The following is a 25,022-nucleotide window of genomic DNA, read 5'->3' as shown; positions in this document are numbered from 1 at the left end:
TGGCGCGTGTCTTGCTTGTTTGTAATTGCCCAAGCTGCATTTGTCATGCGTGCAGCCCCTGTTGCGCTCAACGAGATATGTCGATACAAGTCGCCCTGCACCACGTCACCCACTACACCTACGACCGTCCCGTGCAGCTCGGCCCCCAAGTCATACGCCTTCGCCCGGCCCCGCACAGCCGAAGCCGCATCCTGAGCTACAGCCTCCAGGTCGAACCCGCAGAGCACTTCATCAACTGGCAACAAGACGCTTTTGCCAACTACCAGGCGCGCTTGGTTTTCCCGGAAAAAACCACCGCCTTCAAAGTGACCGTAGACGTGGTCACCGAGATGGCGGTGTTCAACCCCTTTGACTTCTTTTTGGAGCCCTCGGCTGAAGAGGTGCCCTTCAAATACTCGGACATGGTGAAAGAGGAGTTGCAGTCCTACCTGGTCAAAGACGCCAAAACACCGCTGTTCAAGAAATACCTGGCCAGCTTGGACCGCCAGCGCCAGCGCACCATCGATTTTTTGGTGCAGATCAACCAACGCTTGCACCAGGACATCCGCTACACCATCCGCATGGCGCCGGGGGTGCAAACACCCGAAGAAACACTCACCCTGAAAAGCGGCTCCTGCCGCGACACCGCTTGGCTCTTGGTGCAACTGTTTCGGCACATGAACATCGCCGCCCGTTTTGTCTCGGGCTATTTGATCCAGCTGGCCCCGGACGTCAAATCACTCGACGGCCCCAGCGGCACCGAAGTCGACTTCACCGACCTGCACGCCTGGTGCGAGGTGTATCTACCCGGCGCGGGCTGGGTGGGCCTGGACCCGACCTCGGGCCTCTTGGCTGGCGAGGGCCACATCCCGCTGGCCTGCACACCCCAGCCTTCAGCGGCAGCGCCCATTGAAGGCCTGATGGACGAGGCCGAAGTTGAGTTCAGCCACACCATGGAGGTCACCCGCATCCACGAGTCGCCTCGCGTGACCAAGCCCTACAGCGATCCGCAGTGGGCAGACGTGCTCAAGCTGGGTGAGCAGGTGGATGCGCAACTGCTGGCGCAAGACGTGCGCCTGACCATGGGCGGCGAGCCCACCTTCGTGTCCACCCTTGACCGCGAGGGTGCGGAGTGGAACACCGACGCCGTGGGTCCCACCAAACGGGGCCTGGCCACCGAACTGGTGCACAAGCTGCGCCAGCAATACGGGCAAAGGGGGTTTTTGCACTTTGGCCAAGGCAAGTGGTACCCGGGTGAGCAGTTGCCGCGTTGGGCGCTCAGCATTTACTGGCGCGCCGACGGCACGCCCTGCTGCCAAGACCCGGCGGTGTTTGCCGACGAACGCGCACCCAGCGCCTACACCCATGCCGACGCATTGCGCTTCATGCAAGCCCTCACGCTGCAGCTGGGTCTGTCCAGCGACACTGTCCTGCCTGGCTACGAGGACACCTGGTATTACCTCTGGCGCGAGCGCCGCTTGCCCGTGAACGTGGACCCCTTCGACGCCCGGCTGGACGACGAAATGGAACGCAACCGCTTGCGTCGGATCTTCAGCCAGGGGCTGGACGCCGCAGTGGGCTATGTGCTGCCGCTGCAAGCCATCGATCCGCCTGAGGGTGTGAACCCCGTGCCGTCAGGCACGCAGTGGCAGACCGGCCGCTGGTTTGTACGCGAAGAACGCATGTATTTGATGCCCGGCGACTCACCCATGGGCTGGCGCTTGCCGCTGGACTCGCTGCCTTGGGCGGCGCCCACCGAGCGCTGGCACATGATCGAGCAAGACCCCTTTTCGCCGCATCTCGCGCCACGCAGCGCCTTGCCCGCCCCAGCCCCAGTGACGATGCAGACCCGCCATGCCTCGGCGCCAGCTGCATCGGTCACGCCTGAAAAATTCAAGTCCGACCCGTCCGTGGTGCGCACCGCCTTGTGCGTGGAAGTGCGCGACCCGCAACGGGCCAACGGGCCCAAGGCCGAAGCCCAGGCCCTGGCCAAGGCAGACGCATCCGGCATCCTCTACGTCTTCATGCCCCCGCTGGCGCGACTGGAAGACTATCTGAGCCTGGTCAGTGCGGTTGAAACCACAGCCAAAACACTGGGCGTCCGAATCGTCTTGGAAGGCTACCCGCCGCCGCGCGACCCGCGCCTCAAACTGCTGCAGGTCACGCCCGACCCCGGCGTGATCGAAGTCAACATCCACCCGGCCCACAACTGGACCGAGTTGGTCTCGCACACAGAGTTCCTGTACAAAGCCGCCTTCGAGACGCGTTTGTCCGCTGAAAAGTTCATGACCGATGGCCGCCACACCGGCACGGGCGGCGGTAACCACATGGTCATGGGCGGTGCCACGCCTGGCGACAGCCCGTTTTTGCGCCGCCCCGAATTGCTGGCCAGCCTGATCCTGTATTGGCACAACCATCCGAGCTTGAGCTATTTGTTCAGCGGCATGTTCATCGGCCCCACCAGCCAGGCCCCGCGTGTGGACGAAGCGCGCAACGACCAGGTCTATGAGCTGGAAATTGCGCTGCGCGAAATCTCCCGCCACCGCAAAAAATACGGCACAGACATGGCCCCTTGGGTGGTCGACCGCACCCTGCGCAACATTTTGATCGATGTGACCGGCAACACGCACCGCAGCGAGTTCTGCATCGACAAAATGTACTCGCCCGACAGCAGCACCGGGCGACTGGGACTGCTCGAACTGCGGGCCTTTGAGATGCCGCCGCACGAGCGCATGAGCATCGTGCAACAGTTGCTGTTGCGGGCCTTGGTGGCGCGCTTCTGGGACGCGCCGTATGCAGCGCCCGTGACGCGCTGGGGCACCGAGCTGCACGACCGCTTCATGCTGCCACACTGGTTGCAAAAGGACTTTGACGATGTGCTGACCGAGTTGGGCGATGCGGGCTTTCACTTCGACCCCAGCTGGTTTGCGCCGCATTTTGAATTCCGGTTTCCATTGCTTGGCCAAGTCCAGGTCGATGGCGCGGTGCTCACCCTGCGCAATGCGCTCGAGCCGTGGCATGTCATGGGCGAGGAAAATGGCGCAGGCGGCACGGCCCGCTATGTGGACTCGTCAATCGAGCGCATCGAGGTGCATGTCAGCGGCATCAACCCCGCACGCCACACCGTGACCGTGAATGGCACCCCCCTGCCTTTGCAACCCACGGGGGTGGTGGGCGAGTACGTGGCCAGCGTGCGCTACAAGGCGTGGAACCCGCCCTCGTCGCTGCACCCGAGCATTGGCGTGCACGCGCCGCTCACGGTGGACCTGGTAGACACCTGGATGAAGCGCTCGCTGGGAGGTTGCCAGTACCACGTGGTGCACCCCGGGGGCCGCAACTACGACAGTTTCCCGGTCAACGCCTACGAAGCCGAGAGCCGCCGCCTGGCCCGCTTTTTCCGCATGGGGCACACGCCCGGCGCCATGAAACAGTTGCCAACCCTGCGACCCAACGCCCTGCTGCACGCCAGTCCTGAGTTTCCGTACACGCTGGATTTGAGACGGGTATGAATGCCCATCGACTGGATCACCCCTGCGGGGGCTCGCTCCCACGAAGACCCATGAGTTCGCTCCAATTCCAGCGACAATGCTTTGATGAATGAGCCCTCACCGCAACAGGACCGCGCACCTGAAGCCCAAGCCATGAAATGGCTGTCGCTTGAGCAAGATCGCGCCCCTGCAGGGCACTGGGATGAACTGCGGGGTGAAGTCGCACCCTCTGCAGCGTCACAGCAAGCAGCCATAACGGCAAAGACCACCCCCTCGATCAGCGGGCCATGGCAATCCTTCATCGAGCCTCTGGCGTCGGAACCCCCAGGACAACGGTCAGATCTGAACACCCGCATGGCCAACTTGCAGCGGCAGGTGCGCGACAACGGCATCACCTACAACGTCTATGCCAGCGCCGACCAGCCGCAGCGCCCTTGGTCACTCGACCTGTTCCCGCTCATGCTCGGTCACAGCGACTGGCAACAGATCGAGGCAGGCATGATGCAACGCATGCAGCTGCTCGAGCGCATCATGGCCGATGCCTACGGCCCACAGCAACTGGTGTTGCGCGGCCAGTTGCCTCCTGCGCTGGTGCAAGGACACCCGGCCTATTTGCCTGCCATGCACGGCGTGACCCCGGTGGGTGGGCGTTATTTGTCCCTGGCTGCTTTTGATCTGGCGCGTGGGCCTGACGGGTGCTGGTGGCTGCTGTCGCAGCGCACGCAAGCGCCCTCGGGCATGGGCTACCTGATCGAAAACCGGCAAATCGTCTCGCGCCTGTTCCCGAAGGCCTTTGAGGCGTTTCCGGTGCAGCGGCTGGCGCACACCTACCGCACCCTGATCGACGGCATCAAGGCCCGCAGCCCGGCAGGGGCCTCTGCACACATCGCCCTGCTCACGCCTGGCCCTTACAACGAAACTTACTTTGAGCACGCGTACCTCGCACGCTACCTGGGCCTGAGCCTGGTGCAGGGCAACGACCTGACGGTGCGCGACCAAAAGCTGTACCTCAAAACCCTGCAAGGCTTGCAACCGGTACACGGCTTGCTCAAACGGGTGGACGACGACTGGATTGATCCCTTGGAGTTGCGGGCCGACTCGACGCTGGGCGTACCCGGCCTGCTGCAAGCGGTCCGCAGTGGGAACGTGTTGGTGGCCAACACGCCCGGCTCGGGCTTTTTGGAGTCCAACGCGCTGCTGGGTTTCATGCCCGGCCTGGCGCGTGAACTGCTGGGGCAAGAGCTGCAACTGCCCGCCATCCCGAGTTGGTGGTGCGGCGAAGCTGCGGCCTTGCAAGACGTGTTGCCGCGCATCGCGCATTGCGTCATCAAGCCCACCTACCCGTACCACACCGACCGCCAAAGTTTCGAGCCGGTGCTGGGCCACCGACTGTCGCGCCAAGAACAAAACGAATGGGCCCAACGCATCTTGCGCGACCCCGACGCCCACACCCTGCAGTCTTGGCTGCCGCTGTCGCACCAACCCACCTGGCAAACCGGCGCTGGTGGCGTGTCCAGCATCCAGTCCCGCCCGGTGGTGCTGCGCGTGTTCGCGGTGGTCGACGCCCAAGGCGGCTGGCAGGTTTTGCCCGGTGGTCTGGCACGGCTGGGCACGCGTGAGGGCATTGCCTCCATGCAGCGCGGCGGCTCCAGCGCGGACGTCTGGGTGCAAAGCCCCACCACCGCGCCACCGCCCCATGCGCAGACAGCCCACACCAGACAGGTGCCAACGCCATCCCCGTGGCAGGCCCCGTCGCTGTTGGCAGCCAAACCCACCACACCGCCCTGTGCAGCGTCCAGCATCCCGGCCGCCAGTGAAGCCATCGCGCAACGCCAACGGCTGGTCACCAGCCGCGCCGCAGAAAACCTGTTCTGGATGGGCCGCTACACCGAGCGCACCGAAAACACCTTGCGCCTGGTACGTCTGAGTCTGGAAATACTGGGCAGCGGAAACCAGAACCTGCCCTGTTTGCTGAACTTCATCACCCGCATGGCCATGCGCCACGGCCTGGTCAGGGCCGGTGTACCTGCCGCAGGGCAAGCGCACCGCGTGTTCGAGCGCTCCTTGATCGCCGGCTTGTGGGACCAAGAACTGGCCACCAGCGTGGGATTCAATCTGCGCTCGGTGCGCCTGGCCGCCGCTTCGGTGCGCGAGCGCCTCTCGCCCGAGCACTGGCGCTTGCTTGAACAGGCCGAATCGCGCTTTTTCCAACCAGCCAAAGCGCAAGCACTGCCACAGCCCACGTCTGAGGCCCTGCCCGAGTCCGTGGTGGTGCAAGGCCTTTTGGCCGACACCAGCCAGATGCTGGCCGCGCTCACAGGCGCACAAACCGACCGCATGAGCCGCGACGACGGCTGGCGTTTGCTCTCCATGGGCCGCCACATCGAGCGGCTTGAATTTTTGTCCCACGCCCTGAGCGAAGCTGTGCAGTTGGGCCTCATAGAAGAGCAAGCCGGGTTTGACACCGTGCTCGACCTGTTTGACAGCACCATCAGTTTCCACGCCCAATACCAGCAAAGCCGCACGCCCCAGGCCCTGGTGGACCTGCTGGTGACCGACCCGGACAACCCCCGTTCGCTGGGTTGGGTGGCGCACACGCTGCGCTCACGCTTGAAGCGCATGGGCCATCTGGCCGAAGGGGCGACCTTGCCTTTGGCTGAGCGCCTGCCCGCGCTGATCGAGTTGCGGCCCGAGGCGCTGTGGCCTCTGAACGCAAGCACCAACAACGCAACCACAGCAACAAACCAGCCCCTGCCCCTGCAGGCCACACTTGGCCAATGCCAAAGCGCCGCACGCGAAGTCTCGGACCAGCTGTGCAGCCTGTTTTTCACGCACAGCGGTGAAGCCCGCTACAGCGTGGGTGCTTGAAGCACAAGACACACCATGCGCCTGGCCATCACGCACGACACCCGCTACCGCTACAGCCCCTCGGTGCAAACCGCGCAGCATGTGGCCCATCTGCAAGCGGCCGACACGCCCTGCCAAAGCGTCTTGCGCCATACGATGCAGATCTCGCCCGAGGCTTCGGTGCAGCACAGCATCGACGCTTTTTTGAACCACCGTGCCTATTGGGCGCTGACTCATCCGCACGAGGGCCTGAGCGTGCGGGCCTACACCGAGGTCGAGACCCGAGCGATCTCTCCAGCCAGCGCCCTGCAAAGCTGGGAAGCCGTGCGTGATCATTTCCGCTACCGGGGTGGCCAGGCGGGAGATGTGCATGCGGGCATGGTCTTTGGCTCGCACCATGCCCCGGTGCACGCGGCCTTTGCCGACTATGCGCAAAGCAGTTTCACGCCCGGGCGTTCGCTCATGCAAGCGGCCCAGGCTCTGACGGCCCGCATGCACCGCGATTTCCATTACGAAACGGCCAGCACCGACATCAACACCCCCGCTCTGGAAGCACTTCAGAACAAACGGGGGGTTTGCCAAGACTTTGCCCACATCCTGGTGGCCTGCCTGCGCTCGCTGGGCCTGCCGGCACGCTACGTGAGCGGCTACCTGCTCACCCAGCCGCCACCGGGCCAAGCCCGCTTGGTGGGCAGTGACGCCTCGCACGCTTGGGCCTCGGTGTATATGCCCGAACTGGCCAGCCACGCCAGCCAAGGCTGGTTCGACCTGGACCCGACCAATGACCGCTGCGGTCTGGCCAGTCCGGGCGAAGACTATGTGCGCCTGGCTGTGGGCAGGGATTTCGCCGATGTCTCACCCCTGCGCGGCGTGCTGCAAGGGGGCGGCTCTCACACACTCGACGTCGCGGTCACGGTAGCGCCGCTGTAGGCTGCAAGGAGCCTGCATCCCACAAAGATGGCCGAATCGGTCCATCGGATTGAGCGACAATCCCGGTTCATTTTTGTCATTCCCGCGCAGGCGAGAATCCATCCCCCACTGCACAGAGGCTGAGCATGAGCGTTTACGACACCCTGAAATCCCTGAACATCGAACTGCCCCCCGTGGCTGTACCTGCTGCCGCTTATGTGCCCTTTGTGCAGACCGGCAACCTGGTGTTCCTGTCGGGCCACATCGCCAAAAAAGACGGCAAAGTCTGGGTCGGCCAACTGGGCAAGAACATCAGCACCGCCGAAGGCCAACAAGCCGCACGCGCCGTGGCCATCGACCTGATGGGCACCCTGCATGCAGCAGTGGGCGATCTGAACAAGGTCAAACGCATCGTCAAAGTGATGAGCCTGGTCAACTCGACCGGCGACTTCACCGAGCAGCACCTGGTCACCAACGGTTGCAGCGAACTGCTGGGCCAGGTTTTTGGCGCACAGGCCGGCGCACACGCCCGCAGCGCCTTTGGGGTGGCGCAAATCCCGATGGGCGCTTGCGTCGAGATCGAACTGATCGCCGAAATCGGCTGAAAAAAGTCCCATGCCCGGCTGATGCAAGGCGTGGGGTTTTGTCTGTGCGAGGCAGGGGCTGGCACCCCTCATGATCCCGGACCCGGGCCGGTCGGTTGGTGATTTGAAGATCAGCCGCGCCCCGGAATCTGCGCGAGCAGTTGCTCCACATGGGCTTTGGCTTTTTCGAGAGAAGCCATGCTGCCTGTGAGGTACATGCGGCCACTGGCACCGATCATGCTGCACTCGACCAAGGTCAAGTCGGGGGCGACCTTTTCGGCTTCGTTGGCCATGTGGGCACCGAACAGGGCCGGGGCCACTTCCATGAGCAGCATGTTCTGGCCAGGCAGCACCATGCTGGCTTGGCGTGTCCGGTTCATCAGCACGGCGTGCTGATCGGTCACATTTTCCAGAATGTCGCTGTACAGCAGATGCGGGCGCAGCTGGTCTTCGGCCTTCGCGCCCATCCATTGCAGGATGACCTTTCCGGCTCGCTGTAGCGCCGCGCTGTCGTTGCTGTGCAACTCCAGCACGCCAAACTGCCGCTCCACCGCCAGGATGCCGGGCTCGAGTGTGGGCTCGGCCTTGAGGGCCAAATCAATCACGCGTTGAATGGACAGACCGGGGGCGATCTCGACCAGCAGCGCGTTGGTGCCTTGCATCGCCACGTAGCCGCGTGCGCCCAGGGGCGAACTCATCCACGAGGAGAACTGGGGCTGCAGGTCGGTGAGCGTCAGGTAAACCCGAAGCTCAGCGGCCGGCTTGGCAGGCGGTTGGGCGGGCGCTGTGGCTTTTTTGCTTGTGGCCATGCGGCCTCCTTATCTGCAACAGCCTGCGATCACTTGCCGTCGAAGGCTTTGGACACGTCAGCGTGTGGACGTGGGATGACGTGGCAGGACACCACCTCACCGATCGCGCCTGCGGCTTCAGCACCGGCTTCTGTGGCAGCTTTGACGGCACCCACATCGCCCGAGACGATGATGGCGACCAGGCCGCCACCGACTTCTTTTTTGCCAACGATGTTGACGTTGGCGGCTTTGACCATGGCGTCAGCGGCAGCGAAAGCAGCAACATAACCTTTGGTTTCGATCATTCCGATGGCTTGTGACATGTGAGTCTCCTTGAGGGGTTAAAAAAAGAAAGGGTTGAAGGAAAGGGTGAGGGGAAAAAGTGCCGCTGCGTCAACGCATCGGGGTGGGGGTGTCATAGTTGTCGAGCGAGGCGATGATGAGTGCATCGGCCACCACACGCGGGTGAGCCGGAGCGAACCACCAGGCAGCCGGCGCGCCGATGGTGATCATCACGCGCTCGCCAATGCCGCAGCCCATGGGGTCGTAGCAGACCACCACGTCCTTGGGGTAGTCCAGTTGGACCTCCAGCAATGCGCCAGCGGGCAACTCGGGCAGTCGCTTGCTGGCCACGATGCGGCCGATCACGGTTCCTGTTTTCATGGGGTGGCTCCTCGTTCAATGGTGATGCCGCGCTTGCGCAGGGCTTCTTTGCCCAAAGGGGTCAGGACCGCTTTGGGGTGGATGCGAACAGTTTTGATGCTGGCGGGCAAGGTTTTGAGCAGCTTCTCGCCGATCACACCTTTGAGTTCAGGCACGGATTCGCCCGCCTTGCGTGCATGCAGGTCGCAATGCTCGTCCTTGCATTCGCAGGCTTTGCCTTCTTTGCACGAGGGGCAACAAGCAGCCGGGTCGATGGCGGTGGTGGCGGCCATGGCCGAGGCGCCGCCGGACGCGCCAGCAGAGGCTGCCACGGCTTTCACCGCCGCTTCGTCCACACGCATGTCAAAGCGCAGCAAGCCCGATTGCGCCGCTTGCAGCAGCGCGGGGCTGGCGGCCAGGCGCTTGAACAGGTCGGTCAGCGCGGCAGCTTGTGCGGCCGTGCCCACACGCAAGGGCACCACCACGCCTGCGGGGCTGGGAGCGGCATGTGCAGGCGCCGGAGACAATGGCGCTGCAGCTGCAGGCTTGGGCATGCCCACTTGCTTCCAGTAAGCGTCTTTGCGGGCGATCAGGCCATTGCGAATTTGGTAGACATCGGTGCCGTCGAGGGTAGCCATTTGGCCACCGGGCAGCGGTACGGACACTTTGTAGTTTTGCACCACGGTCTGACCCAGCACGTTCATGTGCGAGTCCGAAAACTTCGGGCCAGTGGGGCTGGCAAAGCGTTCTTTCAAAAATGCCAAGCATGCGGCGCGGCCATTGAGCACGCGCGAGTCGGGCAGGACCCAGACCACATCGGGCGCAAAGCAAGCCACGATCGCCTCGGCGCTCACGGTCTCGTAACCGGCTTCAAAGCGGCGCATCAAAGCCGCCACGGACGCGTCAGCCGCCGGGGCTGGGCTGGACGCACCGCCCAAAGCTTTTCGCACCTGCGTGCGAATTTGCTCGCGCAAGGCGTCTGTGCTCATGCAGCACCCCCCGCGTCACGGATCACCGCCTCGGCCACGGCCGCTGCAGCGCGCACGTCCGAGGCATTGCCCGACAGGTACAAGCGACCGGCTGGGCCCATGAAGCGGCAGTCGATCAGTTTCACGTTGGCGGCCTTCTCGGCCTCGTTGGCCACCAGCAGCGCATAAGACGAGGTGGTCATCTCCATGATGTAGAGCGACTCGCCGGGCAAGAGCATGCTGCCCGACTTGCTGCGGTTGATCAAAAAGGCGTGGTAGCCGTCGACCCGGTCAATGACTTTAGAGGCCAAAATTTCTGGCTTGAGCACGCTTTTCTCGCTCACACCCATGGCCTCAAGGACCGCAGCACCGGCGGACTTGACCGACGAAGAAGACTGACCGTGGAACTCCAGATAGCCGAACTGACGCTCGACCACCAGGTTGCCGGGCTTGACATCGTCGTGCTTGAGCGCGATGTCGGTCAACCATTCGATGTCCATGCCCGGGGCGACTTCGATCACCATGGCCGCGTCGTTGTGGCGCGGCAAGAAACCACGGGCGGTGGAGCCCAGCATGCACATCAGTTGTGGCTGCAAGCGGTCCAGAAAAATGTAACTGCGCAAAGTGGACATGTCAGGCTTTCAGCGAAGGTGTTCGAGTTCTTCCTGCACGATGCGCAGGACGGTGGCCTGAAGTTCAGGCGTGAGGGTGGACAGCTGGCCCGGTGCCGCTGGCAAAGCAGCGCCCGAAGCCATGGCACCGGCCCAACCGCCCGGCAGCGGAAAGGCCACGCGCTTCCAGTTGACCAGCAGCTCGGGGCCGACGTTGCAGTCCACCGAGCTTTTGCCCGCGTAACCCGTGCCGATGGTGAAGGTGTAAGGCAGGCCCGTGTTGGCACCGGTGCTGTCGTGCACGGTGGAGCCGTTGACGACCACACGGTAATAGTCGAGCGCCGCGCCCCAGTACACCGCCTGCTCGGCAGATGCCGAGTGGATGCCGGTGGTGTGGCCTGCACCGCTGTGCTGCAGCATGAGCCTCGCCACACCAATGCCCTGGTCAACGTCTTGGACCACCACGCAGCCCAGGATGGGCGAGAGCTTTTCCTTGAGCATCACATGGCCAGCCTGTGGGTTGGCGATGGGGCAAACCAGCGCTTGGCAGTCGCGCGGCACCTGCACGCCAGCGGCCTGCGCGATCTCATGCGCAGGGCGTCCGACCACTTTGCCGTTGAACTTGCCGCCCGCAAAGGCGTGGTTCTGGATTTTTTGCGCTTCTTCTTCCGTGCACACATGCGCCCCTTGGCGGGCCAGGGCTTGCTGCATGGACCCGGCAATGCCCGCGTGCAACAAGAGCACCGATGGGGCCTGGCAGGGGCTGCCGTGGTCAAAGTTCTTGTCCGCCACAATGGTTTTAGCAGCCGCTTCGATGTCGGCGCTGATGTCCACATAAATCGGCACATTGCCCGAACCCACGCCAATGGCGGGGTTGCCCGAGCCATAGGCCGCACGCACCATGGGCGTGCCACCGGTGGCCAAAATCACGTCGGTGCGGGCGTCGCGCATCAGCGCACCCGTGGCCTCGACGGTGGGACGGGTCAGGATTTGCAGCGCATGGGCCGGACCACCGGCTTTTTCGATCGCCGCCTGCAGCTCGTTCGTCACGGCAGTGCAGCAGCCCAGCGCCACTGGGTGCGGCGAGATGACCAGCGCGTTGCGCGTCATCAGGCACAGGATGGTCTTGAACAGGATGGTGGCCACGGGCGAGGTGGAGTTGGACAAACCCACCACCACACCGGCCGGGCGGCCGATTTCGACGATGCGCAGGGCATCGTTGCGGCGCACGCCGCCCAGGGCCACCTTGTCCCAAGCTGTAGGCGTCAGGGTGCAGGCGATCTGGTTTTTGGCGATCTTGTCGGCCACTTTGCCAATGCGACTTTCGCGCACGGCCCACTCGGCATAAAACTCGGCGCGCGGCAGCAAGGCCGCAGCCACTTCTTTGGCCACACGCTTGGCATCCTCAGGCGTCCACTGAGCCAGCGCGGCAGCGGCTTGACGGGCACGGCCCAACAAGTCGCGGGCCTCCTGCAAGGCGGCCAGGTCGTGGTCGGCCAGTTCGATGGGATTGCTTGAACTCATGAGAGGGTAAGGCTGAGGTTCAACGGCGCTGAGCGGCACTGGCCACGGCGTTCAGATCCACGCTTTCCAGCGCGCTGAAGATGGCTTCCACCGCCTGCTGCTCTCGCGGGTTGGCCGCTTGCATGCGGGTGGTGTCCAGCAACTGGCGCATCACCGAAGGCTGACCACCAGCCCCAGCACCGGGGTTGAGTGTGGGCACAAAACTGCCGCAAGTCATGCGCTGGCCTGCGCGGTAGTGCGGCGCGTAGTCGAACACGGCGTAGTGCTGCGTGGCACAGTTGTCCCACATGGCCAAGGAATCTTTTTCCCAGCGGAAACGCACCATGAACTCGGGCTTTTTGACCCACTCGTAGAGCATGTTCAAAACGGCCTCGGACAGGTCCATGTGCATGCCCAGCAAGCGCTTGGTCCAGATCGAATTGACGAACAAGATCTTGCGGCCGTTGTAAGGGTGGGTGATCACGGCAGGGTGCGACACCGTGGGCGTGTTCTCGATCATCTTGCACTCTTGCTCACTGGCCGTGACCATCATGCCGCTCTTGGCAGAAGCACGCTTGGCAAAGCGCTCGCTGGCGTTGATGCGGCGGAAGTGCCAAGGCAGGTCGTGGTCGGCCTGCAGGCCTTCGAGCATTTGCTGCATGCCGGGGTTGAGCGCATCGTAAGCCGCGCCCGCGTGCATCCACATGGTGTCACCGCCCGAGGGGGGCAAGTCGGTGATGCGCAAGATGGAAACCATGTTGGGCTTTTTGCGAAAGGTCACGTCGGTGTGCCAGCGGTCGGTCTCGGGGGCTTCGTTGCCTTGGTTGGAGATCAGTTGGATCTGGGGGTGACCCTCGATGTGCGGAAAGAATTCGTGCTGCTCCATCTCGCCAAAGTTTTGGCCCAGACGGATATAGGACTCGGGCTTCAAGGCCTGCTTGCGGAAGAACACCACGCCGTATTGCCACAGCGCTTTTTTGATTTCTTCGTAGACGTCTTCTGATCGGGTGTTGTTCAGGTCAACGCCGCTGATCATGCCGCCGATGGTGGGCGTCATGGGGTCGACCTGGATGTGACGGAAGTTCATTTTTTTATCTCCTTGATGTGTTTTGGCCAACGGGCTTCATTGCCAGTGCAGCAAACGGCGTTCGATCCAATTCATCAGCTTCATGATCAGGACGCCAATGAGCGCCAGATCAAACAGCAGCGACCAGACGCCGTTGACGTTGAATGTGGATCCCAGATAAGCGAGTTGTTGCCCGAGGCCGCGCTCGGAAGCAATCACCTCTGCGCCCACCACGCCCAGCAAGGCGTAGATCACACCAAGGCGCAATCCTGAGAAAAGCACCGGAACAGCGCCCGGCAATGTGACTGAAAAAAACATCTGCCGACTGCTGGCACCCAGAGTGCGGGTGAGCGTCACATGGTCTTGGCTGACGCCCCGAATACCGGCGACCGTGCTGGACAGCACGATAAAGAACGTCAGCGAAACCCCGAGAGCGATCTTGGAGCCAATGCCCAAACCAAACCACAAAATGAACAGCGGCACCAGCGCAATGCGCGGCAGCACATTGAAGGCAGAGACGTAGGGGTCGCAAAAAGCCTCGAACTTGGGCCAGGTGACAAAGGCCAAGCCCGTGATCATGGCGGCGACCGAGCCTATGACGAAAGACGCGAAAACGGCCAACAGGGTGTAGCCCAGATCGCCCCACAAGCGGGCGTTGGTCAGGTTGTCCAGCGTGAATGTGATGATGCCGAGCGGGCTGCCCATGAAACTCGGATCAACCCAACCTGCTCGTGCACCCCACTCCCATAAGCCCAGCACCACGCAAAGGAACAGGGCATGCCATGACAGCGTACGCAATGTTTCAGCCCTCATGGTGCACCCACCCTTCTTCGAGATGTTTCCAAACCTGGGCATAGGTGCGGTGGAATTCATCGCTGGTCTGCAGCTCACGGATAGAGCGCGGACGCGCCAGCGGCACTTTGACATCGGCCACGATGCGCCCTGGACGCGAGGACATCACCATCACCCGGTCGGCCAGCGCGACGGCTTCGGACAGGTCGTGTGTCACGAACAGCACCGTTCGGTGGCCGTCCTGACACAACTGCAATAGCAGGTCTTGAAGCTGCAACTTGGTTTGCGCATCCAGTGCCCCAAAGGGCTCGTCCATCAGCAGCAGGGGCGAAGGCATGGCAAAGGTGCGGGCCAGTGCCACGCGCTGGCGCATGCCATGAGACAGGGCTTTGGGCAGTCGGTACTCAGACCCACCGAGTCCGACCTGCTTGAGCATCAAAGCGGCCCGTTCCCGGGCATCCGCAATGGGCACGCCCCGAACTTTCAGGCCAAAGGCGGCGTTGTCCAGCGCATTGAGCCAAGGGAACAGACTGTCGCGGGCCAACATGTAAGCCACGTTGTGGCTGCCGAGTGCAGGCTTTTCGCCCGCCACCATCAGCCGCTGACCTGCAGGCAAATCCACCAGCCCCGCGCACAGGTTGAGCAAGGTGGTTTTGCCGCAGCCGCTGGGGCCGGCAAGCGCAACAAACTCCCCGGCCTTGACGTTCAGGTCTACGCCCTGCAACACCAAATGGGTGCCGTCAAAGCTCAGGTCGATGCGCTGCGCGTCGATCATGAATGCTCCCTGAAAATAGCGCGCCGCTCGAAGTTCAAGGCAAGACCGCTGGTGCCATGTTCACTTTGACCGGCAGCAGCTTGTTTTCGGTCATGGCATCGGCCACCGCCTGCATGGCGGGCACGGTGCCACGGGCCTTGAAGTTGCTGATGGAGTTGCGCAGGCTCACCTCAGCGATCTGGTCTGCGTTGGGCAATTGCAGGGCAAAGGTCTTGCGCAGGATCTCCAGTGTCTTGCCGAAGTTGGCTGGGTTGGACACAAAGGCATCCGACAAGTCCAGCATCCTGCGGATGGCGGCCACCGTTTGCGGATGGGCCGCCGCCCAGTCGGTCTTCACCGCCATGGCGCCAGCGCCTCCCCGGGTCGCCAGCATGCTCTTGGGTCCTTGCCCTTTGCGAGGGTCAACCACCAGGCGGCAGGCCTTGAGCACTTCACACATGCCATCGGCGGGCGGGAAGGTCATGATCAGGTCGACCTGGCCGCGCGTGAGCGCAGGAAAGGCGGTGTCGGGCGCACCCACGGCCACAAAGGTCACGTCGTTCGCGGTCAGGCCCACATCCGCAAGCATGTCGATGACTTGGAATTCAGCGCCCGAGCCACGCTGGGTCACGCCGATTTTCTTGCCCTTGAAGGACTTGACCACACCGGGGTAGCCTTCTTTTTCTGTTTCCAATTCGGTTTTTGCACCTGCGGCCATGAAAAACACCGGATCAACGAAGCCTGCGGCAATGATGGAAATGGGGGCCTTGCGGGCCACGGCGGCCACCGCCACTTCGGTCGGACCAAAAAACACTTCGATGTCACCCGAGAGCATGGTCTGCATGCCCAGTGGACCGCCCGCTATGGTGCGCAGTTCGCAGCGAATACCCGCTTGCTGGCAGAAGCCTTGCTCTTGGGCCACACGCACCAACAGATTGCCGGTGCCAGGATAGTCTTGGAAGCGGACCACGGACTGCGCCATGGCGCTGGCACCGAGGGTCAAGGCGATGGCACCCAAGGTGGTGCGTACAAATGCAGGGGCAGAAAATTTCATGTCGTCTCCAATGTGGTTCTTTGACTTGATCACCGTCAAGCTCGGTAACAACAATTAAATTCCTGCCGAATGCTGCAAATTGTTTCTGATGTGACAATTTAGGGGAAAGCACTCAAAACAAACCCCTTTCATCCAGACCCACCATGCCATCGCCATCCCCGCGCACACCGACCAAAAGCCGAACCAACAGCAAGCGCGCTCCTGTTTTCAAAGAGCTGGACGCTGATGAACTCAAGAAGGACTGGGCGCAAAACTCAGGCCTGACAACGCGCTCGACCCAAGCGCTGCAAAGCGTGGGCGTGCTGCGTACTTGGAACGATGGCCAGGTCTTGCTCAGCCGGGGCCAACCCACCTCGGCGGCATGGCTGGTTGTCAGTGGCCGCGTGCGCATCAGCGTGATCACCTCGGATGGCGAGGAGCAATTGCTGCGCTGGATGTTGCCCGGTGAAATCGCGGGCTTGAGCTCGGTGTTTGCCCAAGCCACCAATCCGGCCGACATGGTTTCCCATGGTTTGACGCAGGTCTTGCACATCGAACGCGCCCGATTGATTGAACTCATTGGGCGCGATCCGGTGGTAGCGCTGGACCTGCTGCGTATCCTGGGCCTGCGCATCAACCAGTTGTTTGACACCCTGGCCGACCAAGGCATGCACAGCCTGGAGCAACGTGTTTGGGCCGCACTGGAGCGCATTGCCAAATTCAACAGCGTGGCCGTGCCCGACGGGGTGATGCTGCGCGTGAGCCAGTCCGACCTGGCGCAAGCTTCCTCCGCATCACGCCAACGCGTCAACCAGCAGCTGCGGCACTTTCAGGAGCAAGGCCTGATCCGTTTGGGTTACCGTAACATCGTGTTGCTGCGCCGCTGACCCCTCGCCACCACTCAGGGCCAACACAGTCCTTTATTAACCGGAGACTCCCATGCCCCTTTCCATGTCCAGCGCCAGCTTGCCCGTTTGCACCCGCATGCTGAAGAACCTGAGCCACATCCTGACCAAGGCCGAACAATTTGTCGAAGCCAAAAAGATCGACCCTTCAGCGCTCACCACCTACCGCCTGGCACCCGACATGCTCCCCTTTACCCGGCAGGTGCTGATCGCTTGCGACGCGGTGAAGAACGGCGTGGCCCGCTTGTCAGGTCTGGAAGCGCCCAAGTTTGAAGACACCGAAACCACGCTGGCCCAGCTGCAAGAACGCATCCAGAAGACCTTGGCCTTCATCGCCACCGTGCCCACCTCGGCGCTCGACGGCACCGAAGACAAGGAGATCACCTTTCCTGCCGGTCCAGGCAAAACCCGCACCCTCAAGGGCCAGGACTACCTGACAGGCTGGATGCTGCCCAATATGTACTTCCACATCACCACGGCTTACACGATCCTGCGCCACAACGGTGTGGAGGTGGGCAAGGCGGATTACCTGATGGGCGCGCAGGGCTGATTGAACATCACTCCACCCGCGTCACGCGGTTGGGCTTGAAGCCCAGATCGGCCACTTTGCCTTTTTTGGCGCGAGCGACCTTGGCGTTGTTCAGGCTGCGAATTTCCAGGGTTTCCTCGCGGTCCTTGCCACCCCGGCCAATGCCCGCGATCTTGACGCTGCGGGTGTAGGCCGCGGCGCCCGCCAAGCTGTCTTTGGCTTCGAGGTCGATGAGCATCAGGCCCCGGCCGCCTTTTTCCATGGTCTTGAGTTCGCCGATTTCAAAAGTCAGCACACGGCCGCCCGTGCTGGCGCAGCAGACGCTGGTGGCGCTGAGCAGGGGCTGTTTGTCCGCGGGCACGGTGGCGCTGGAGCCGCTCACGTGGCTGGGGGCGCAGACGGTTTCACCGTCACCCAGGCTGATGAAGGCTTTGCCCGCTTTGTTGCGCGAGACCATGTTTTCTACCGAGGCCATGAAACCGTAACCGCCAGAGCCGCTGAGCAGCAGCGTGGCGTGGGCCGGACCTGCAAAGTAGTGGGCAATTTGCGTGGTGGCTTCCAGCTCGATCAGTGTGGTCACCGGCTGGCCGTCACCCCGTGCGCCGGGCAAGGTGGCCACGGCCACGCTGTAAATGCGCCCATTGCTGCCGAAGATCAGCAGCGTGTCCACCGTGCGGCATTCGAAGGTGCCATACAGGCCGTCGCCCGCCTTGAAGGCGAAGCTGGTGGCGTCGTGGCCATGGCCGGTGCGGGCGCGCACCCAGCCTTTTTCCGACACCACCACCGTCACCGGCTCGTCCACCACCTTGACTTCGGCCACGGCTTTTTTCTCTTCCTGGATCAGGGTGCGGCGCGGGTCGGCAAAGGTCTTGGCATCGGCTTCGATCTCCTTGACCATCAGGCGGCGCAGCGCGGCGGGACTGCCCAGAATTTCTTCGAGCTTGCCCTGCTCACCGCGCAGTTCGCTCAGTTCTTGCTCGATCTTGATGGCCTCCAAACGGGCCAGTTGGCGCAGGCGGATTTCCAGGATGTCTTCGGCTTGGCGGTCGCTGAGCTTGAAGGCTTCGATCAGCGCGGGCTTGGGCTCGTCGCTGTGGCGGATGATGCGGATCACCTCGTCGATGTTCAGCAGCACCAGCTGACGGCCTTCCAGAATATGGATGCGGTCCAGCACCTTGTTCAAGCGGTGCTGGCTGCGGCGGGTGATGGTGGTCTGGCGGAAGCTGCTCCACTCCACCAACATCTGGCGCAGCGATTTCTGGATGGGCTTGCCGTCGATGCCGACCGAGGTCATGTTGATCGGGGCCGATGTTTCCAAGCTGGTGTGCGCCAGCAAGGCCGTGATGAGTTCACCCTGTTCGATGCGGCTGGTCTTGGGCTCGAACACCAGGCGCACGGCGGCGTCTTTGCTGGACTCGTCGCGCACCACATCGAGCACATTGAGGATGCTGGCTTTGAGCTGGACTTGGTCGGCGCTGAGCGCTTTTTTACCGGCTTTGACCTTGGGGTTGGTGAGCTCTTCGATCTCTTCGAGCACGCGCTGCGAGCTCACGCCTTGTGGCAACTCGGTCACCACCAGCTGCCACTGGCCACGGGCGAGCTCTTCGATCTTCCAGCGGGCGCGCACCTTCAGGCTGCCGCGACCGGTGCGGTAGGCGTCGGCGATGTCGCTGGCCGGGCTGATGATCTGGCCACCACCGGGGTAGTCCGGGCCGGGGACGATGGCCAGCAACTCGCTGTCGCTCAGCTTGTCGTTTTTGATCAGGGCCACGCAAGCGTCGGCCACTTCGCGCAGGTTGTGGCTGGGGATTTCGGTGGCCAGACCCACGGCGATGCCGCTGGCGCCATTGAGCAAGCTGAAAGGCAAGCGGGCGGGCAGCTGGCGGGGTTCCTCGGTGGAGCCGTCGTAGTTTGGGATGAAGTCCACCGTGCCCATGTCGATCTCATCCAGCAGCAAGCTGGTGATGCGCGACAAGCGTGCTTCGGTGTAACGCATGGCGGCTGCGCCATCGCCGTCGCGAGAGCCAAAGTTGCCCTGCCCATCGATCAGCGGGTAGCGCTGCGAAAAGTCTTGCGCCATGCGCACCAAGGCGTCATAAGCTGCTGTGTCACCGTGCGGGTGGTAACGGCCCAGCACATCGCCCACCACACGGGCGCTTTTGACAGGTTTGGCCGCGGTGTTGTTGTTCGGGCCGCTGTAGGACAAACCCATGCGGTCCATCGAATACAAAATGCGCCGCTGCACCGGCTTTTGACCGTCGCACACATCGGGCAAGGCACGGCCTTTGACAACAGACAGCGCGTATTCCAAATAAGCCCGTTGGGCGTAAGCGCCCAGGTGGTCACCTTCGGGGGCGGCACTGGGTTCGGGGGTCAACAAATCAGTGGTCATCAGGGTCTTTCTTGGCGGGCGCGTTCGAACAGGCGTCTTGCCGGATCAGGGCATTCGCCCGCAGGGGCGAGCTCCCACAGGGAATTGGTCACACGTCGATTTCGATGCTGTCGCCGTGCAGCTCCATCAGCTCTCGGCGGGCGGCGGCTTCGCCTTTGCCCATGAGCTGGGTCATCAGATTTTCAGTGCCCGCGTTGTCCAGCGGGCCCAGCGCGATCGGCAACAGGCGGCGCGTGTCGGGGTTGAGCGTGGTGTCCCACAGCTGCTCGGCGCTCATCTCGCCCAAACCCTTGAATCGGCTGATGCTCCAGCCACCTTCTTTGACGCCGTCCTTGCGCAGTTTGTCGATGATGGCGGTGAGCTCGCCTTCGTCCAGCGCATACGCTTTGGACGCGGGCTTTTTGCCGCGCGCCGGCGCATCCACGCGAAACAGCGGAGGGCGCGCCACATACAGGTGCCCCGCTTCGATCAGCTTGGGGAAGTGGCGGAAAAACAGCGTGAGCAACAGCACTTGGATGTGCGAGCCGTCTACATCGGCGTCCGACAAGATGCACACCTTGCCGTAGCGCAGGTTGCTCATGTCAGGCGAATCGTTGGGGCCGTGCGGGTCGACGCCAATGGCCACCGAGATGTCGTGGATTTCGTTGTTGGCAAACAAACGGTCGCGGTCCACTTCCCAAGTGTTGAGCACCTTGCCGCGCAGAGGCAAGATGGCCTGGCTTTCTTTGTTGCGGCCCATCTTGGCGCTGCCGCCGGCCGAGTCGCCCTCGACCAAGAACACCTCATTGTGCAGGATGTCTTTGCTCTCGCAATCGGTCAGCTTGCCGGGCAGCACGGCCACGCCCGAACTCTTGCGTTTTTCGACCTTCTGGCTGGCTTTTTGACGGGTTTGGGCGGCTTTGATGGCCAGCTCGGCGAGCTTTTTGCCGTAGTCCACATGCTCATTGAGCCAAAGCTCCAGGGCCGGGCGCACAAAGCTGGACACCAAACGCACCGCGTCGCGCGAATTCAGGCGCTCCTTGATCTGGCCCTGGAACTGCGGGTCGAGCACCTTGGCGCTCAGCACATAGCTGGCGCGGGCAAACACGTCCTCGGGCATGAGCTTGACGCCCTTGGGCAGAAGGCCATGCAACTCAATAAAGCTCTTGACGGCGGTGAACAGGCCGTCGCGCAGGCCGCTGTCGTGCGTACCGCCAGCGCTGGTGGGGATCAGGTTGACGTAACTCTCACGCACCGGTGCGCCATCTTCTGTGAAGGCCACAGCCCACGAAGCACCCTCGCCTTCGGCAAAGCTGTCGTGGTTGGCGTCGGCAAAGCCTTCGCCTTCAAACAAAGGGATGACCGGGTCGCCGTTCAGGGTCTGCGTCAGGTAATCGCGCAAACCCGCTTTGTATTGCCACTGCTGGGTTTCCTTGGTTTTTTCATTCACCAAGGTCACCGTCACGCCCGGCATGAGCACGGCTTTGCTGCGCAGCAGGTGCGTCAGCTCGTTCATGGGCAGGGCGCTGGATTCGAAGTATTTGGCGTCCGGCCAGGCGCGCACGGTGGTGCCTTGTTTGCGGTCGCCTTCGCCTGTCGCGCGCTTGACCAGCGGCTCGGTCACGTCGCCGCCCGAGAACACCAGCGTGGCCACTTGGCCTTCGCGGTAGCTGGTGGCCTCCAGGCGCTTGGAGAGTGCGTTGGTCACCGACACGCCCACGCCGTGCAGGCCGCCCGAGAAGCTGTAAGCCCCGCCTTGGCCCTTGTCGAACTTGCCACCCGCGTGCAATCGGGTGAACACCAACTCGATCACCGGGGCGTTTTCTTCGGGGTGCAGGCCAAAGGGAATGCCCCGGCCATCGTCTTCGATGCTGACCGAGCCATCCACGTGCAGGATGACTTTGATCTTTTTGCCGTGACCCGCAAGCGCCTCGTCGGCGGCGTTGTCCAACACTTCCTGAATGATGTGCAGGGGGTTGTCGGTGCGGGTGTACATGCCCGGGCGTTGCTTGACGGGCTCCAGGCCCTTCAGGACGCGGATCGAGCCTTCGGAATATTCGGGAGGGGTTTTGACGGGAGATTGGGTGGCCATGGTGGCGGATTGTAGTGGGATTTCGCACCGGATACTGGATACAAAAACAGTGCCTGGCATTGGCATGGCCTGTTGGCATCTGAGCGACCTCAGGCCCGCAGCACATTGGTTAAAGTCGGGGGATGCAACACAAACCCCTTTCCCTGACCCAGGTGCTGATTTGCGGCGCGGCCATCGTCACCCTGTCCATGGGCATTCGCCACGGCTTTGGTCTGTGGCTTCAGCCCATCACCCAAGCCCAAGGTTGGGGCCGCCAGGAATTCGCCTTTGCCATGGCCATCCAGAACTTGGCCTGGGGCTTCATGGGCATCTTTGCAGGCATGGTGGCCGACAAGTTCGGCGCTTTTCGCGTGATTGCATGGGGTGCCGTGATCTACGGTGTGGGCTTGCTGGGCATGGCCTGGGCCACCGACCCGTGGGTGTTTGCCCTGTTCACCGGCGTCATCATCGGCACGGCCCAAGCTGGAACGACCTACGCGGTCATTTACGGCGTGATTGGCCGCAACGTGCCTGCCGAACGCCGTTCGTGGGCCATGGGCGTGGCTGCGGCGGCCGGCAGTTTTGGCCAATTTTTGATGGTGCCCGTCGAGGGCCTGCTGATCAGCCAAATGGGCTGGCAAACCGCTTTGGTCATTTTGGCGGCGTCGGCGATGCTGATCATCCCTTTGGCTTGGGGCTTGCGTGAACCGGCCATGAATACCCCAGGCCAGGTCAAGCGTGACCAGACCATTGCTCAGGCTTTGAAGGAAGCATTCAAATACCCCAGTTTTCAGCTGCTGATGGCGGGTTATTTTGTGTGCGGTTTTCAGGTCGTGTTCATCGGCGTGCACATGCCCAGCTACCTGAAAGACCATGGCTTGGCCCCCCAGGTGGCCAGTTATGCGCTGGCCTTGATCGGCTTGTTCAATGTGTTTGGCACCTACATCGCCGGCACCTTGGGCCAAAAAATGGCCAAGAAAAAGATCTTGGCCTTCATTTACGCGGCCCGCTCGGTGGCCATTGTGTTGTTTTTGCTGGCGCCGCTCACCCCCACCAGTGTGTATCTGTTCTCTGCGGTGATGGGCTTGCTGTGGTTGTCCACCGTGCCGCCCACCAATGCGGCCGTGGCCCAGATTTTTGGCATCTCCCACCTGTCCATGCTCAGCGGTTTCATATTTTTCAGCCACCAGATTGGCTCCTTCATGGGCGTGTGGCTGGGCGGCTATCTGTATGACAAGACCGGCAGCTACGACATCGTCTGGTACTTGGCCATTGCACTGGGCGTGTTTGCCGCCCTGGTGAACCTGCCCGTACGTGAAAGCCCGATCCAACGCCCAACACCCCAAACTGCATGAGCGCCAACATGCCTGATAGCCCGACTGACTTCCCTCGTGGGGGCGAGCCCCTGCTCGCGAATGCAAGCCAAGCTTCACCCTATCGAGCCTCAACCATGAACCGTCCTTCGGCCGCAGGGGCGGCCTCCCACAGAGCATCCTACAAAAAGACGGGGCTGGGGATCACGGCAGCCCTGCTCCTGGCCACCCCGTTCTGGCTTTATGCCAAACCCGACGTGGTCGTCATGCTGGCCGAACAAATGTGGTCGTGCTTTTGACGGGTCTGGACAGAAAACATGCACGGTACCGAAAACCCCTCGGCCTGGCTTGAGCGCTGGGCCCATTTGATCGCTCCGAGCAGCCGCGTGCTCGATGTGGCGTGCGGTGCGGGACGCCACATGCGTTGGCTGGCAGCACAAGGCCACCGTGTGCAGGGTGTGGACCGCAACCCTGAAGCACTGGCCTTGGCCCAGGCTCACGGGGAGGTCACCTGCGCCGACATTGAAAACGGCCCCTGGCCCTTCACTGGGCAAACCTTCGGCTGCGTCCTGGTCACCCATTACCTGTGGCGACCGCTGATGCCCGTCATCCTGAACAGCGTGGCCCCGGGCGGCGTCTTGATCTACGAAACCTTTGCCGCCGGCAATGAAACAGTCGGCAAACCCTCTCGCCCCGACTTTTTGCTGCACACGGGTGAACTGCTCACGGCGACCACAGGTCTGCGCACCGTGGCTTACGAAGATGGTTTTGAGTCATCGCCAGACCGGTTTGTGCAACGCATTGCGGCCGTCCGGCCCCTGACATCGGGCGACGCACAGCGCTGGTCTTTGCGCCCTGACTGAGACAAGGCTGGCTTTCACCGGCCCCGCCGGGTGAAATTCCACCGTCCACGAGTTCAGCAAGCGGTCTGCAATCGTTAGAATGGGTTTTTTCTGTTCAGAAACACCGGACATGACCACCGAATTTCGCCCCATCCGAGGCAGCATTCCTGCCCTGATCACCCCCATGCTCGAAGACGGCAAAGTGGATTACCCCACCTTGCGAAAACTGATCGACTGGCATGTGGCCGAAGGCACCGATGCCATCGTGGTGGTGGGCACATCGGGCGAATCGCCCACTGTGACCGTGGACGAGCACTGCGAAATCATCCGTGTCTCGGTCGAACAAGCGGCCAAACGCATCCCCATCATTGCCGGTTGTGGCGCGAACTCCACTGCCGAAGCGATCAATCTGGCCAAATTTGCACAAAAAGTCGGCGCTGACGCCCAGCTGCAAGTGGTTCCGTACTACAACAAACCCACCCAAGAAGGCCTTTACCAGCACTTCAAAGCCATTGCCGAGGCCGTGCCGACGCTGCCCGTGATTCTGTACAACGTGCCAGGCCGCACCGTGGCCGATCTTCAACACGAGACCGTGCTGCGCCTGGCCCAAGTCCCAGGCATCATCGGCATCAAGGAAGCCACCAGCAACATCGAGCGCGCCCAGTGGCTCATCCGTGACGTCCCCAAAGAATTTGCGGTATTTTCAGGCGATGATGCAACGGCTGTGGCCCTGATGCTGTGCGGCGGAGCCGGCAACATCAGCGTGACCGCCAACGTGGCGCCGCGGCTCATGCATGAACTGTGCATGGCAGCAACCCGTGGCGACGTCAAAGAAGCCATGCGCATCCAGTTCCAGCTGATGCCCATGCACAAAAATCTGTTTGTCGAAGCCAACCCCATTCCCGTGAAATGGGCCATGCAGCGCATGGGCCTGAGCGGCCCCACCTTGCGCTTGCCGATGACCGAATTGTCCGCGTCGCAACAACCTGTTGTCGAGGCCGCACTCCAGGCCAGTGGCCTGATTTGA

Annotated in this window: 22 protein-coding genes; 10 read left to right on the top strand and 12 right to left on the bottom strand. The window is 62.4% G+C overall.

Annotation, left to right across the window (positions count from 1 at the left end; genetic code table 11):
* Positions 1–77 precede the first annotated feature (77 nt).
* The 4 genes from LHAB_RS10310 to LHAB_RS10295 all read left to right on the top strand — a co-directional run bounded on the left by LHAB_RS10310 (position 78) and on the right by LHAB_RS10295 (position 7,828).
* On the top strand, positions 78–3,488 hold the full coding sequence (locus LHAB_RS10310; RefSeq protein ID WP_090045995.1) for a transglutaminase family protein: 3,411 nt from the start codon (positions 78–80) through the stop codon (positions 3,486–3,488).
* Positions 3,489–3,572: 84 nt separating this feature from the next.
* On the top strand, positions 3,573–6,335 hold the full coding sequence (locus LHAB_RS10305) for a circularly permuted type 2 ATP-grasp protein (protein WP_090045994.1): 2,763 nt from the start codon (positions 3,573–3,575) through the stop codon (positions 6,333–6,335).
* A 15-nt stretch (positions 6,336–6,350) separates the two neighbouring features.
* A complete protein-coding gene (locus LHAB_RS10300; RefSeq protein WP_090045992.1) occupies positions 6,351–7,244 on the top strand; it encodes a transglutaminase family protein in 894 nt (297 codons plus the stop codon).
* 125 nt (positions 7,245–7,369) lie between these two features.
* The gene (locus LHAB_RS10295; protein WP_090045990.1) at positions 7,370–7,828 is read left to right on the top strand and encodes a RidA family protein; all 459 of its coding nucleotides are present in this window, start codon (positions 7,370–7,372) and stop codon (positions 7,826–7,828) included.
* 110 nt (positions 7,829–7,938) lie between these two features.
* Here LHAB_RS10295 and LHAB_RS10290 read toward each other — a convergent pair whose 3' ends face one another.
* The 10 genes from LHAB_RS10290 to LHAB_RS10245 form a co-directional block, all read right to left on the bottom strand.
* Entirely contained in the window at positions 7,939–8,616 is a 678-nt protein-coding gene (locus LHAB_RS10290; protein ID WP_090045988.1) for a microcompartment protein, read from the bottom strand.
* A gap of 29 nt (positions 8,617–8,645) precedes the next feature.
* Positions 8,646–8,918 carry a BMC domain-containing protein gene (locus LHAB_RS10285; protein ID WP_019427480.1) on the bottom strand — a complete coding sequence of 91 codons (273 nt, stop codon included), beginning with the start codon at positions 8,916–8,918 and terminating at the stop codon, positions 8,646–8,648.
* Positions 8,919–8,988: 70 nt separating this feature from the next.
* Positions 8,989–9,258: a EutN/CcmL family microcompartment protein gene (locus LHAB_RS10280; RefSeq protein ID WP_019427481.1), complete on the bottom strand. Its 270-nt coding sequence runs from the start codon at positions 9,256–9,258 to the stop codon at positions 8,989–8,991.
* A complete protein-coding gene (locus LHAB_RS10275) occupies positions 9,255–10,226 on the bottom strand; it encodes a nuclear transport factor 2 family protein (protein WP_090045986.1) in 972 nt (323 codons plus the stop codon). Before LHAB_RS10275 ends, LHAB_RS10280 begins: the two co-directional genes overlap by 4 nt.
* Positions 10,223–10,837 carry a BMC domain-containing protein gene (locus LHAB_RS10270; protein ID WP_090045983.1) on the bottom strand — a complete coding sequence of 205 codons (615 nt, stop codon included), beginning with the start codon at positions 10,835–10,837 and terminating at the stop codon, positions 10,223–10,225. The genes LHAB_RS10275 and LHAB_RS10270 overlap by 4 nt, the downstream gene beginning before the upstream one ends.
* Positions 10,838–10,846: 9 nt before the next feature.
* Positions 10,847–12,340 carry an aldehyde dehydrogenase family protein gene (locus LHAB_RS10265; protein ID WP_090045980.1) on the bottom strand — a complete coding sequence of 498 codons (1,494 nt, stop codon included), beginning with the start codon at positions 12,338–12,340 and terminating at the stop codon, positions 10,847–10,849.
* A 19-nt stretch (positions 12,341–12,359) separates the two neighbouring features.
* A complete protein-coding gene (locus LHAB_RS10260; RefSeq protein ID WP_194943158.1) occupies positions 12,360–13,406 on the bottom strand; it encodes a TauD/TfdA dioxygenase family protein in 1,047 nt (348 codons plus the stop codon).
* Positions 13,407–13,442: 36 nt separating this feature from the next.
* Positions 13,443–14,198, bottom strand: coding sequence for an ABC transporter permease (locus LHAB_RS10255; RefSeq protein ID WP_090045976.1), 756 nt, complete (start codon positions 14,196–14,198; stop codon positions 13,443–13,445).
* The gene (locus tag LHAB_RS10250) at positions 14,188–14,952 is read right to left on the bottom strand and encodes an ABC transporter ATP-binding protein (protein ID WP_090045974.1); all 765 of its coding nucleotides are present in this window, start codon (positions 14,950–14,952) and stop codon (positions 14,188–14,190) included. Before LHAB_RS10250 ends, LHAB_RS10255 begins: the two co-directional genes overlap by 11 nt.
* Before the next feature lie 34 nt (positions 14,953–14,986).
* The gene (locus LHAB_RS10245) at positions 14,987–15,985 is read right to left on the bottom strand and encodes an ABC transporter substrate-binding protein (protein ID WP_194943157.1); all 999 of its coding nucleotides are present in this window, start codon (positions 15,983–15,985) and stop codon (positions 14,987–14,989) included.
* 143 nt (positions 15,986–16,128) lie between these two features.
* Between LHAB_RS10245 and LHAB_RS10240 the strand changes: the two genes are divergently transcribed.
* Positions 16,129–16,851 carry a Crp/Fnr family transcriptional regulator gene (locus LHAB_RS10240; RefSeq protein ID WP_090045970.1) on the top strand — a complete coding sequence of 241 codons (723 nt, stop codon included), beginning with the start codon at positions 16,129–16,131 and terminating at the stop codon, positions 16,849–16,851.
* Between the two features lie 52 nt (positions 16,852–16,903).
* Positions 16,904–17,419 (top strand): DUF1993 domain-containing protein, encoded by a 516-nt coding sequence (locus tag LHAB_RS10235; RefSeq protein ID WP_194943156.1) that lies wholly within the window; start codon positions 16,904–16,906, stop codon positions 17,417–17,419.
* Between the two features lie 7 nt (positions 17,420–17,426).
* Here LHAB_RS10235 and parC read toward each other — a convergent pair whose 3' ends face one another.
* A complete protein-coding gene (gene parC, locus LHAB_RS10230) occupies positions 17,427–19,790 on the bottom strand; it encodes a DNA topoisomerase IV subunit A (protein ID WP_090045966.1) in 2,364 nt (787 codons plus the stop codon).
* Between the two features lie 88 nt (positions 19,791–19,878).
* A complete protein-coding gene (locus LHAB_RS10225; protein WP_090045964.1) occupies positions 19,879–21,861 on the bottom strand; it encodes a DNA topoisomerase IV subunit B in 1,983 nt (660 codons plus the stop codon).
* 122 nt (positions 21,862–21,983) lie between these two features.
* On the opposite strand from LHAB_RS10225, the gene LHAB_RS10220 reads away from it, so the two are divergent.
* The 4 genes from LHAB_RS10220 (at position 21,984) to dapA (ending at position 25,022) form a co-directional block, all read left to right on the top strand.
* Positions 21,984–23,195 (top strand): MFS transporter, encoded by a 1,212-nt coding sequence (locus LHAB_RS10220; RefSeq protein ID WP_090045962.1) that lies wholly within the window; start codon positions 21,984–21,986, stop codon positions 23,193–23,195.
* Between the two features lie 95 nt (positions 23,196–23,290).
* Entirely contained in the window at positions 23,291–23,452 is a 162-nt protein-coding gene (locus tag LHAB_RS14680; protein WP_194943155.1) for a hypothetical protein, read from the top strand.
* Positions 23,453–23,470: 18 nt separating this feature from the next.
* Entirely contained in the window at positions 23,471–24,016 is a 546-nt protein-coding gene (locus LHAB_RS10215; RefSeq protein WP_090045960.1) for a class I SAM-dependent methyltransferase, read from the top strand.
* Between the two features lie 109 nt (positions 24,017–24,125).
* Positions 24,126–25,022, top strand: coding sequence for a 4-hydroxy-tetrahydrodipicolinate synthase (gene dapA / locus LHAB_RS10210; RefSeq protein ID WP_090045958.1), 897 nt, complete (start codon positions 24,126–24,128; stop codon positions 25,020–25,022).

The organism is Limnohabitans sp. 2KL-27 (assembly GCF_001269345.1).
GTDB lineage: Bacteria > Pseudomonadota > Gammaproteobacteria > Burkholderiales > Burkholderiaceae_C > Limnohabitans_A.
Note: the sequence above shows the minus strand (reverse complement) of the source record. Positions and strands in the feature narration are given on the sequence as shown.